This is a genomic window from Flagellimonas hadalis, from assembly GCF_007785775.2.
Classification (GTDB): domain Bacteria; phylum Bacteroidota; class Bacteroidia; order Flavobacteriales; family Flavobacteriaceae; genus Flagellimonas; species Flagellimonas hadalis.
In genome coordinates, this window is sequence record NZ_VNIK02000016.1 from 1 (window position 1) to 12,910 (window position 12,910).

Below are 12,910 nucleotides of genomic sequence, written 5' to 3' on the forward strand. Positions count from 1 at the left end.
TAATCCGCCCTTGTAATTTATACTCCCAATACCGCAAATTCCAACAAGGATGCGTCCGCTGACACCCTTTCGTTGAACACCTGCAAAAAACGGGCATGGCATACCATCTTCGCCAGAAAAAAATGAATACAGCAAAATAACCAACAAAGTGCTGAAATTCAATATACTACAACGAAATACGAGATGGTTCATTTTGCCGTTTTCAGTGGCTCCCCTTATCCGTCCCATACAGGAATCCCATCGTAATGCAACACTCAAATATTACGTTTCCATTTGATTAAAAAATAGTCTTTGGTCTACCTGGGAACAACATTGAACCATCCTTTCAAATGTTCATCCATAGCACCAACTGCATACCGGTGCCCACCACCGGGATATAAATGCATTTCCACTGGCACAATATAATTCTCAACCGAGTGGATAAAAAATGGGGGGGGGGTTCGCCGTAGCGTTCCGTTCACTGGAAAACCCATTTGGATGTGTAAAATGGAAAATCAAGGTTTTTTTCTATCCCTTCACTTCTTGAATAAAGCCTTAAATGTTTAATCCTTTCTTACCTTACCAGGCCTTATCAGGAACAATAGGATTATCATAATCAACATGGTCATACCTAGATAAGCAGTACCCAGACCGGCCTGATCTTGGGGATGCACCAATCCAACGATGGCAAAACTGGAAATGGAAGTGATAAAAAAAGCGGAACCCCCGATAAAGCCACCTGAAATCCCGGCCATTTTTGGAAACCTTCCGATGCAATAAGCAAAATAGTTGTTGAAGATGAATCCTACCCCCACATGGACCAAAAAGGCAAAAACAACCAAACTGTATAGGTTTTCCCAAACCGCCACACTGAAGATCATCAAGATTGCCGTTATGATCCCGAACATATTGGCGGCTCTAAGTTTAGGGACAAAAGGCCTATCGATAAGGGCCTTGCCCAAAAATCCGCCCAACAGCCATGCCATTCCCATAACCAGGGACACATATCCGGCAACCACCGGCGGAAATCCCATACGGTGCTCCACTATGAACGCCCCGGATAGGTTAAAGACCATTATGGTCCCATAGCACAGACCACTGCAGATGACCCCGTAAATGAACATGGGTGTCCGCAGCATAATGCCGTAATCCTTAAGTATGGTTTTTCGTTTGAACGGTCTGAACTCGGGCAAGGTCTCTCCGGAAAATAGCAATTCCAAAAGCAAGAGTACGGAGGCATACCCGGCCAAAACATAAAAACTGGCCTGCCAATTAAAAAAATGTTGCAGATACCCTCCAATAAAGGGGGCCACTATGGGAGCGATGGACCATACAATGGACATGAGGCTCAAATAATGCTTTCTTTTCTCCCCTTCGTGCACATCCACAAAAAAACTGCGTTTGGAAACCCCAATACAGCCAATGGCCACCCCCTGTAGGATACGCATGGCATAGATAGGGCCCAAACTGGTGGACATTGCAATGACCAGATTGCTCAGGATAAAGAGGACGAGCGATATCAGGGTTATGCGATAGCGCCCATAGCTATCCATGATACTTCCTGCAAAAAACTGGACCACGGCATAACTCAGCAAGAAAAAAGTGAGAGTCAGTTGAACAGCCCCTTCCGACTGTTGGAGCTCAGAGGCCATGGTGGGCATGGAAGGTGCATAGATATCGGTCACCAAACCTGATAAGGGAATCATCAAAAACGAGATCAAGGTTGCCTTTTTTTTGTGGTTCTCGTGTAGTCTCTTGACCTGGGTATAGGATTTTGTCACCAAGGGAATCTTTCTATTTTAGGTGTTAAAAAATAAAACATGGATCAACGGTCTGTATGCTTTTGTTGCATAGGGTCAATTGTTCACTAGGCGCATGGCCCTCTCGTTATAGCGTTCGCCCACATTGGGGTATCTTTCCAATAGGAGTGTAATGGAGTCGAGCTCTTCTTGCGACAATACCACCTCAACGGCCTTTGCGTTTTCTTCCAACCTATCGATATTTCGGGTACCGGGTATGGGCAATACATCGTCTCCTTGGTTCAAGACCCAGGCCAAGGCCAATTGGGCCATGGTAATTCTCTTTTGGCTTGCCAATGCTTGGAGTTCGGATTTAAGATGGAGATTGTTGTCCAAGTGTTCCCCTTGGTATCTTGGCAAGGTTCTTCTATAGTCGTTCCCATCCAAGGCATCCACCTTAAAAGTGTCCGTTACCAAGCCCCTTGCCAAAGGGGAATAGGGCACCAAGGACATTTTGTAATCTCTTACGGTGTCCAAGATATCCCCTTCCACTCCTCTTGTGAGCAGGGAATATTCGCTCTGCAGGGCACTAATGGGATGCACTGCATTGGCCCGTCGTATGGACTCCAGTGATGCTTCGCTCAATCCCAGATAACGCACCTTGCCTTCCCTGACCAGATCGGCCATGGCCCCTACCGTGTCCTCTATCGGAACCTGTGGGTCCACCCTGTGGGCATAATAGAGGTCAATGACATCCACGCCCAATCGTTGCAAGCTGGCTTCCACAGCCTGCTTGACATATCCGGGAGAACCGTCAAAAAAGGTATTGGGTGAATTGCTGACCGTGGCCTTATTGGAGTGAAACCGAAAACCGAACTTGGTGGCCAAAAACACCTCCTCCCTATGTTCTTTCAGTACCTGTGAAAGCAAAAGTTCGTTCGCACCATTGCCATACATATCCGCCGTATCCCAAAAGTTGATGCCCAGGTCCAAGGCCTTGTGCAAAACCTTGATGCTTTCTTTGTCATTGGTGGGGCCATAGGCAAAACTCATCCCCATACAACCCAATCCCAATGCGGACAACCTTTCATTTGTATTTCCTAAATTTCTATAAACCATAGTTCCTGTTTTTGAACCAAAGGTATTTGCAAACCTATGGTCATGGCTTATAAAATTCAAAGTATCATTTATAAAATTCAAACATGGGATTCCCGTGTCTGATTGGGGGAAAAACCCATTTTACCCTTGAAGAAATTGGTAAAGTAGGCTGGGTTATCAAATCCGAGACTATAGGCAATCTCCGAGATACTTTGGTCACTATGCTGCAGCAAGGCCAATGCTTCCCGCACCACTCGATCCGCAATGTGTTCCGTAGTGGTTTTTTGGGTCTGCTTTTTGACCATTCGGTTCAGATGGTTCACATGCACCGATAAATGAGCCGCATAGTCCTTGGCAGATTTCATCTTCAACGGGGCATTTGGAAAATCTACAGGGAATTGCCGTTCCAACAGTTCCAAAAACAGGGAGGCGATCCGCTCCGAGGAATTGTAGCTCCTTTCAAAACTATTCGCCGGATTGTATTTCATGGCCTCATGGATGATCAAGTGCAAATGGCTTCGGACCACATCGTATTTAAATTGGTAATCCGATTGCATTTCCTTTTCCATTCTTTGGAAAATCCTGGAGATTTCATCCAACTGCCCGTCATTCAAAAAGAAGACAGGGTCACTGCCCACACGGAACAAAGGGGATTCCCTTAGACTGGTCGATTGGGCCCCATTAAGGAGGAAGGACTCGGAAAAAAGGGCAAACCATCCTTTTTGCTCTTCTGAGGTGGCCTCCCAGGCATAGGGCACCATAGGGTTGGAAAACAACAGTGCAGGACGGTCAATGGCAATCCATTTGTTGGCGTATTGAATGGTTCCCTCCCCAATAATCAGGGTGACCTTGTAAAAATCCCGTCGCATATAAGGACTGATCAGCCTACACTTGGCCCTGGAGAACACGTTGATGTGTCCAGCACCAATAGGATCCAAACTCCTAACCCCATTCCCCAATTGCGGTACCCTTTCGTAAAATTCCTGTAAAGATTCGCTCCCCTTCATGGGATAAAATTATAAAATTCAAATCACACTCCCCAATACTTGTTGTTTTCCCAGGAAAAAGATTGATATGGGGGCATGCTCCTATTCTTGGTCCAGTCCCTTTTGGTTCCCCCCGCTTTCTTCAATCGGGAAGTGGATTTCAAATCGGTGATTCCCTTATAAATAGGTGTTCGTACCGCAAAGTATAATATCTAGCCCTACCTTGGACAAGCCTTGGGAAAATTCTTTGGTTAAGTTTGCTTTCATAAGTCCCATAACACAGGCAATAGAAAATAAATGGACATTCCCAATACCAGAATGGAAACAAGATTCATAAAAAATCCTGCCCTGACCATATCGGGAATCCTTAGGTAACCCGATCCAAAGACCACAGCATTTGGCGGGGTGGCCACAGGCAACATAAATGCACAGGATGCGGCAGAAGTACAGGCCACCATCAATATAAAGGGGTCTATGCCCAAGGTAAGGGCCAAAGGTGCAAGAACCGGAAGCATCATGGCCGTAGTGGCCAGATTCGATGTGACCTCTGTCAGGAAATTGATGCAGGTAATGACCAACAACAACAAAACCAACAATGGTAGTCCATCAAAAAAAGCCATCTGGGCTCCTATATAACTTGCCAGCCCTGTATCTTCAAACCCTTTTGCAATGGCCATTCCACCTCCAAAGAGCAAAATAATGCCCCAAGGAATCTGAACCGCTTCTTCCCAGCGCAGTATGGAGCCTTTTCCATTTCCGGTGGGCAATGCAAAAAGCACCACTGCAGATGCTATGGCTATCATGGTATCGTCTATGGCCGGTATGAAATGTTGTAACAGGAAGGAACGGGCAATCCAACAAAAGGCCGTGAGCACAAAGACCCCAAGCACAATCCTTTCTTCCCTGCCCATTGGTCCCAGTTCATTTAGAAGCCGGTTTATTTCCTCTTTCCCCCCGGGAAATCTTCCCTGTCTCAAGGGGTAAGCAATTCGGGTAAGGTACAGCCAAGCCAGAACGAGCAATATGGAGGCCACGGGAAGCCCAAACTTCATCCACTGCCAAAAACTCACATCCACTCCATAGGTTTTTTGGACAAATCCGGCAAATACTAGATTTGGCGGGGTCCCTATCAATGTGGCAATACCCCCAATGGAAGCGGCATAGGCAATGGCGAGCATCAACATCTTTCCGAATATCTCATTCTCGTCCTGCGGGGTTATGGGGTTGTCCTTTAACTGTTTGATGATGGATACTGCCATGGGCAGGACCATCACAGTGGTCGCCGTATTTGAGATCCACATGGAAAGGAATGCGGTAGCCACCATGAATCCAAGGACGATGGTGTACATGTTGGTTCCTATGATCTTTATAATGTTCAAGGCAATCCGCTTGTGAAGGTTCCATCTTTCAATGGCCACTGCGAGCATAAACCCACCCATATATAGAAATACATATTTATGCCCGTAGCTGGCCGTGGTATCCCCAAGGCTTATTGTATCCAACAAAGGGAACAGAATAATCGGCAACAGGGCAGTGGCGGCAATGGGCAATACTTCCAAGACCCACCAAATACCTATCCACACGGTAGCTGCAAGTAGATCCCTTCCTTGATCAGAAAGGCCATCTCCTTTAAAAAACATATGAATGAGGATGAATAGTAGCGGGCCAAGGAAAAAGCCTAAACGTTTGTAGAGCATTATATTACGAGTTGTTCAGTACATGTGCACAATAAAAAAAGGAGCATCCCAATCCATGACCGGGGCTCCCTTTTTTTTAATCCGTTGTTTTTAGTCGATATTCTCTTGGTCCAACCAGTACAACAAATAGGGAATGTTATAGGCATGGGTCCAACCAAATACACGGAGTCCCTGATTGGTCTGCCAGTTCGTAAAGCGTCCCATACTAGCTGGGAGATTGGAAATTTTGACCAAATCTTCGCTGTACTCCACAGCGTTTTGGTAATCTTCCGGTTTTTTGGGCAGCTCGCCTATCTTAAGAACCCTTGCCCTGGCAAGTGCCTCATCCAGATATACTTTCTCCCCACTGAACTCATACCCGATCAGCAATGGGTATATAGTTGCCAGGTAAGATTCCATTTCGTGGTTCAATGGGGGCACGTCCCGCACCCATCTTGCATGGTTGACCAGGGCCTTTCTAACTTTTTCATCCCCTGTGATCTGTTGGTATTTGTATAATCCTTGGGCCACATAGGTCTGGCTATATCCATACCTGTCCAATAGAAGGTTGCCTCCTTGCCTTTCTTGTAGTTCCAGCATTATGTTTACCCTATCATCCAGTTCATCCTTATATTTTTTGAGTTTGGTGGCATCATAAAGTTCTACCAAATTGAGAACGGACAGATAGAGCCTCCTTCCCCTGAGGTCATGTTCCCCCCAAATTCGGTTGATATAAGTGTCCCCGGTCATTTTAGCCACTTCAAGAGCCCGATGGTCGGCTGCGAGATAGTAATCCGCTATCCATCCCTGGATCCAAACGTGTGCGCTCAAAAGGGCGTTCCAATGTTCGTTGGCGTGCCTTCTGCCTATACCCAGATAAGGTGTGGATTCTGGCTCTTCCTCATAGTTCCAAAAATCTATCGCATCATTGATCTCGCCATAATAAGTCCGCTTGCGGGGCCAGTGGATATTGTCCACATCCATGGTATGCCTGCTCATGGCCTGTGCCAGATTGAAGAATTTGGGATCACCGGTTCGCATAAAATTGGTCCAGAGCATAAAATCCACTGTAGGCTCGTTATTGGTCCACATGACCCATCTACCATTGAAGAAATAGGTCTTGCCGTCCCCGTAGTCAAATATCCCATACCATGGTTCGTTCTCTTGGTTATAGGCCCACCACTGGTATTTATATTGAAGGGCATTTTCAAACTCTGGATGTTTTTCAGAAAAAGGGGCCATATTGCCATATACCTTGGACCCGGTGTACCATTCCGGGGAAGCATGGGCCACAGGGGCATCCAAAACATAGTCCATTTTCTGACCCACTCCTTCAGGGGAGTCATTGTCATGGTAATAATAAATGAACTCTGTTGTTTTGGTGATGCCCTGGGCAAAATTGTCCAACATTTCGCCATCGCTCTCAGTGTTTGCCCTAGCAAAACTTTTTGGGCCATTTTCCTTGGGCCAAATACTTCCTATCAACGTAGATGTGGAAGCGTCCAATGCTATTCCTTTGGGATATTCCTTCAGGAAATTCTTGATACCGACACCAACCCCTCTTTTCCCATCGGAAACATTTATCCATCCCTTTGCCTTTTGGGCCTGGGCGATATTTTCACCGGCCTTGTCCACAGTGGCCACAAAACTTGGTTTTGCATCGGTTGTATCTTGGCCTTCATCTTTTTTAAATCCGCTTAAATAAAGACTTCTAAGACTAGGGCTCTTTTTGTCCCCTGGTCCTTTCTGTAACAATTGTATGGTTTCATCGCCAATAACGGTCACTTCCTCCATGACAGCCTTGGCCTGTTCATCTTTCCAATCCCCATCATACAAAGGCATAGTGACGCTCACATTGTCATCCAAATGGTATTTGATTTGAAGACCGACCCCTGCTATCTGGTCATTGGGTTGGGTCCACCCTGGATCGTCCGCCGTTTGTTCTGATAAGATCTTATCATTTTGTGTTGCAATGTTGGCATGCTGGCCTTCCTGAATCTTATGCTTGTCAGGGATGCCCGTATAGGTCATGGTATGGAGCACTTTGATGTAGCTTTTTCCCGCATAGGTGTGCAACCAAATGGAGAAAGGCGATATGTTGTTGTCCGCCCTATTGTAGGTATAGGTCCCCTCTATCCTAAAAATGGAATGCATCGGTCCCGAGCCTTTTTCCCTAAAAACCTCATTGATGACGGCTTTGGATGCATCTATCCCGGCATCGTCCAAAATATCGAAGAACGATCCCCTGTTCTCTCCTTTTGATGACCCGATCAATTCATTTTCCGCAAATTTTCCGTCTTGGTCGGAATCCAGATAAACCGCATCCAAAAATCCGTTGCCCCTCTTATGGATGGAAAAAGAGAGCGGCCCGGTGTTCACATCTATCCCACCCTGTGGTCTCATGTTATTGGTGGATATGATCTTTTCCTTTGGAAGCATGGGCACCACACCATCCCCATACTCCAGCACATAATCAGACCCTTCTTCAGAGAAAAAGAACACCCAAACCCACTTGATGCTCTCATCTATTGGACCCCAATTGGATACCTCCGTGGTCTGGCATGGGATCTCCGTGCCATCGGCAGTCAACAACCTTAGGTTGTCCACTGAGTACAGTGCCCCTTTGGGAAAGGGGATACCCAACGTTACGGGTGCGCCTTTTTTGTTGTTCTCAATGGTGATGCTTACCTGTTTGCCAGGTTCTGGTTTCGCACAGGACTTTAGCAAGAAACATGCGAGCAGTACTGTTATAACTATTCTCATTTTTTATAAGGTTATTTGTTTTACAGACATAGTGCAGCTGCACCCAAAATGGGCGAATCCACCAGATCTGATGTTTCAATTTTAAAATGTTCCAGTTGTTTTTGATAGGCAAATGAACCAAGGGAATCCATTACGGCATCCTTAAAAAAGGGATATGCATTGCTGATGGACCCCCCAAGAACGATCATCTCGGGTGCAAACAGGTAGAGAATGGCCTTTATGGCCTCTCCCAAATGCTTTCCATATTCGTTGAATGCTTCCAGGGCCACAGAATCATCTTCCAAAGCTTTATTGAAAAGTGCTTTGGCGGATTGCCCATATGTTTCCCCAAAGAAAAAACTGCCCGTGTAATGCTCCATGATACCATTTTTATAGGGAAGCATGCCTATTTCCCCTGCACCGCACAAAACACCATTGTACAGCTTGTTGTCTATTAAAATACCCATACCGAGTCCCGTACCTAAGGAAAGTGCCACGCAATTGGTATATGCTTGCGCCTTTCCGAAGTATTTTTCGCCCAGTGCAAAACAATTGGCATCGTTGTTTATGAACACAGGCACCTTATACTTTTGATATACCATATCCTTCAGTGCTATCTTGGTCCACGCAGGAATGTTCTGCACATCGTACACAATACCGGATTCTGGGTCCACCACTGCCGGGACTCCAATACCAATGGCCTCGACAGCGTTGGTCATTACTTTATTTATAATTTCAAAGAGTTTATCAAGGGTTGCTTCTTCCGTGTCATTTCGGTCAACCTCAGCCAAATGGCTTTGCACTACCGATCCATTGACCACCTTCCCTGCTTTCATATTGCTACCCCCAATATCAACCCCTATGAATTCCTTTTCCATGGGCCTAATTTTGTTTTTTAAGGCTAATGGTCTTGTTATTGACCAATGGTTTTGCCCAAAAGCCTATGGTGAATATGAATGCCAGTGGAATCAGCAAGAAGAACATTCCAGACTTTAAGGAAGTCATCTCACCTAATCCTCCAACAATGAACGGGATGACCGCCCCACCAGCAATTCCGGTACACAAGATTCCTGACAGGGAGCCATGGTGTTCCTTGACCGAATTGAGGGCCAGAGAAAAGATGATGGAATACATGACCGAAATAAAAAAACCGACCATCGGAAACCCGATCAAGGCCATTTGGGAAGAGCCTGTCAAGGCCAATACCAAGAAAACCATGCTTATGGCCGTTGCGAATATCAACAGTTTACGGCTGTCCATAAATTTCAAGAGCACCAGCCCCAAAAGACAACCTATGGTCAACATGGCCCAAAAGTAGGATACGGTATCCGCTCCCACTGTTTGGGGATCAAGCCCATGATACTGGTACAAAAACTGGGAAATCCAATTGCCCACTCCTTGCTCCGTGCCCACATAACAAAAAATGCCCAAGAAATAGAGGATGGTCCATTTGTTCTTCAACAGATCCCAATAGGAACTGCCATCTCCTGCCTTTTCATCCTCAGTTTTTTCAAACTTGGGATACCTTGTCATAAAAACATAGATGAAGAGTAAGACCGATATGGCTGCAAACACAATATACAATGACACCCATGGCAGGTTTTCCGGCACCCACGAACGTAATGTTTCCGCTATGGCATCTCCTTGAGTACCATCCCTATCCACTAAATATTTATATAGATAAGGGCTCAAAAATGAAGCTGCACCGAACACCAACTGTGCCAGTACCGAATTGAACGCAAAGTGTTCCTCGCCGCCAGCAACCCTCAGCATTGGGTTAATAATGACCTGCAAAACGGCCATGCAACAACCCAAGGTGAACAATGTGATACTGAACATGCCGTATTGTGGCACAAGGGCAAAACCCAGGGAAGCAAGCGCCATGACCAAGAACGATACGGACAACAAGGTCCTTTCACTATACTTCTCGGAGAGGAATCCTGCCGGAATGGACATGATCCCATATGCGATAAAGAAAGTGAAAGGCAGTAAGCCCGTTAAAGTAAGGCTTAGATCAAAACTGTCCTTTACGTCGACTATAATAGAATTGAGTATGTTGGTAATGAATGATATTACAAAGAATACCAGCATTACCAACCCAATGATATGATAGTATCTCTTGGTCGTGGGCTTGCTATTCTCCATTGGTAGTTAGTTGGTTATTAATTGGATGCTCTTCCTGGGCTTGGTTTGGTTTGCTTGGTTTGGGTTCTATTTGCTCCCCAACATAGGGAACAATTGTTTGATCTCTTCTTCGGTAGGTTGCTTACCGTACTCACATATCTCAAAGAACTCAACTTGTTGTACTTTGGACATGTCCCTGCCTGGATACCATTTTTTGGCAGCTTCCAAGGTGCTTGCATCTGGCTTTCTGTTCATCCATCTGTTCTTCAACCAAGCCAAGCGTTCTTCTTTTCCTGTAGGGATGGTAGATAAATCTGTACCGTTGGTCCAGGGCAACCACTCGAACATTTGAGAATCGTGGGCCGCCAATCCGGCCACTTTGGTATCGATGACCTCATCAACGATTACGGCAATATCCTTTTGGAATGGATAAGGTTTCTGAAAATGATCGCTCATGTAAAGGAAAACTGGGTTTTTCTTCAAGGGCGGAGTGTCGGGTGCCACATTGGGAACAATGTTCATATAGGCCGCATCCTGCACTACAGAACCTGCATTTCTGTGGTCTGGGTGGTAATCATTTGGCCTAAGACCCAAAACAATATCAGCGTCCCATCCGCGTATACGACGGATCACTTCCAATCTAACATTCAAAGTAGGAAACAATTCCCCGTCGTGGTTGTCCAACACTTCATATTCGGCGATTCCCAAAGCCTTTGCCGCATCCTTGGCCTCTTGTCTACGCTTCTTGGCCAATGGTCCGCCTCCCATGCTCTGGTGGCCCGCATCACCGTTGGTCAATGCAAGGAATTTTACGTTGTGTCCCATTTTTGCAAAAAGGGCCGCCGTACCTCCAAATTTGGAATCGCAATCATCGGGGTGTGCCCCAATGGCTATGATGTTCAATACTTTCTTTTCTTGTGCTTGCATTACCACGAAGGCAAGGCACAGGCATATTGCCATTGTCAATTTTCTCATTGTCTTTTGTGTGTATTTGGTTTATTATTTTATTGCAATCAAACTCTGAATCACTTCTTTTTAAAGCAACTTTCTTATTAAAAATGGTACGTTTTCGAATTGAGCAGGAATCCATAGAACCATAAGTAGGCAATCCATGGTTGGGGCCATCAATCAAACTAACTCAACATATAGAAAACGCTAACTTTTAATTCTTTACATCCTAATTCTGCGTGAAATTTGGATTGATGTCCATCTCCCGCTGGGGTATAAAGAAATATTCACGGGTTCCCGTAATGATCGGTTCTGCTTCAATCACCTTGTTCATGGCATTGAAACGTCTCAAATCTGCCCACCTATGGTTTTCAAAGGCGAGTTCTACCCTTCTTTCATGGAGCAGTTTCTCCTCGAAGGTACCTGAAGTGGCGGCATTTATCTCTCCCAAATCTGCCCTCTCCCGTACTTCATTGATCAAATCATAACTTTCATCGGTCTCGCCAAGGGCCTCGGCCAACATGAGTAGTACATCGGCATACCTAAAGACGACAAAGTTGATGTCCGAATCATTCTCTATGGCTATGTCCGCTTGGTACTTTTTAATGTACAGGGCCTCTACCACCTCGGCATCCAAGTTTATAAATGAATCTCCCATAGAGGCTTCATATCTAGAATCACCCTCTTCATAAGCTTCTTGCATGGATACCGTTGGCCTGTTCCTTCCATAACCTGCTCCCGCCTGTAAAGCTGAACTTGGGGAAAAATCATTGGTAAAAAAACTCCCTTGGCCTATTCCCCCACTCATGAACTGTACCTCGAATATGGATTCTTCATTGTTCTCGTTGTCAACACCCCACAGATCTGCATATTCAGGTACCAAATCATATCCATAACTAGAGATGATTCTACGCAAAACCGTCTCTGCAGCTGTATTGTTGCCCAAGGTAAGTTGCACCTTTGCCAATAATGTGGCCGCTGCTCCTTTTGTGGCTTTACCAACACTACTGGAAGGGTATGAGATCGGAAGATAGCCTTCCGCTGTTTCCAAATCGGTGACCAATTGTTCCAAAACAACGGTTTCGGGAACCTGCACCAATTCATCACCGGCCACATAGGGCTCCAACTGCAATGGTACATTCCCAAAGGCAATGGCTAGATGATAGTACATCAGGGAACGGATAAAAAGGGCTTCTCCTGCTATCCTATTTCCAGTGGCAGCATCCATTTCTACCGTTGGAATGCGTTCCAAAATAACATTGCAATTTGCAATTACCTTGTAGGATTCGCTCCAAGCCGTTGACACCTGTTCGTTCAAGGCATCCTCGGTAAAAGCATTGATTTCGGTATACTGTCGTGCAAGACCCGTTGCATCAGGTCCTTGATCGGTATTATCGCTCCTCATCTCGAACATGGTCCAATAGCCCCGTCCATAAATGCCTGTACTCTGCAACCCTCTATAACTGGCATTGATGGCCACTTCGAAATCATCCGCGGATTTATAGAAATCGGCCTCGTTTCTGTTGGAGATCGGTGCGAGATCGGTAAAATCTTCGCTACATCCGGTAAATAGTCCCGTACATAGCATTATATATAGAATTCGTTTCATTTTTTTCCG

Annotated in this window: 10 protein-coding genes; all 10 read right to left on the reverse strand. The window is 45.6% G+C overall.

All coding sequences use genetic code 11. From position 1 onward, the window contains the following. Positions 1-192: hypothetical protein (locus FOT42_RS18360; protein ID WP_226789930.1), on the reverse strand; the 192-nt coding region annotated here is incomplete at its 3' end. A 350-nt stretch (positions 193-542) separates the two neighbouring features. Further along, positions 543-1,760 carry an MFS transporter gene (locus FOT42_RS16475; RefSeq protein WP_226789931.1) on the reverse strand — a complete coding sequence of 406 codons (1,218 nt, stop codon included), beginning with the start codon at positions 1,758-1,760 and terminating at the stop codon, positions 543-545. Between the two features lie 75 nt (positions 1,761-1,835). Beyond that, positions 1,836-2,837, reverse strand: a complete 1,002-nt coding sequence (locus FOT42_RS16480) for an aldo/keto reductase (protein ID WP_151891619.1) — start codon at positions 2,835-2,837, stop codon at positions 1,836-1,838. Between the two features lie 77 nt (positions 2,838-2,914). Further along, positions 2,915-3,823 carry a helix-turn-helix domain-containing protein gene (locus tag FOT42_RS16485; RefSeq protein WP_151891620.1) on the reverse strand — a complete coding sequence of 303 codons (909 nt, stop codon included), beginning with the start codon at positions 3,821-3,823 and terminating at the stop codon, positions 2,915-2,917. A 242-nt stretch (positions 3,824-4,065) separates the two neighbouring features. After that, a complete protein-coding gene (locus FOT42_RS16490) occupies positions 4,066-5,499 on the reverse strand; it encodes an SLC13 family permease (protein ID WP_151891621.1) in 1,434 nt (477 codons plus the stop codon). Positions 5,500-5,589: 90 nt separating this feature from the next. After that, the gene (locus FOT42_RS16495; protein ID WP_151891622.1) at positions 5,590-8,241 is read right to left on the reverse strand and encodes an exo-rhamnogalacturonan lyase family protein; all 2,652 of its coding nucleotides are present in this window, start codon (positions 8,239-8,241) and stop codon (positions 5,590-5,592) included. 20 nt (positions 8,242-8,261) lie between these two features. Further along, positions 8,262-9,098, reverse strand: coding sequence for an ROK family protein (locus FOT42_RS16500; RefSeq protein WP_151891623.1), 837 nt, complete (start codon positions 9,096-9,098; stop codon positions 8,262-8,264). Positions 9,099-9,102: 4 nt separating this feature from the next. Further along, positions 9,103-10,365: an MFS transporter gene (locus tag FOT42_RS16505; RefSeq protein WP_151891624.1), complete on the reverse strand. Its 1,263-nt coding sequence runs from the start codon at positions 10,363-10,365 to the stop codon at positions 9,103-9,105. A 66-nt stretch (positions 10,366-10,431) separates the two neighbouring features. Then, positions 10,432-11,319 carry a PIG-L deacetylase family protein gene (locus tag FOT42_RS16510; protein WP_151891625.1) on the reverse strand — a complete coding sequence of 296 codons (888 nt, stop codon included), beginning with the start codon at positions 11,317-11,319 and terminating at the stop codon, positions 10,432-10,434. A 202-nt stretch (positions 11,320-11,521) separates the two neighbouring features. Continuing rightward, the gene (locus FOT42_RS16515; protein ID WP_151891626.1) at positions 11,522-12,901 is read right to left on the reverse strand and encodes a RagB/SusD family nutrient uptake outer membrane protein; all 1,380 of its coding nucleotides are present in this window, start codon (positions 12,899-12,901) and stop codon (positions 11,522-11,524) included. Positions 12,902-12,910 lie beyond the last annotated feature (9 nt).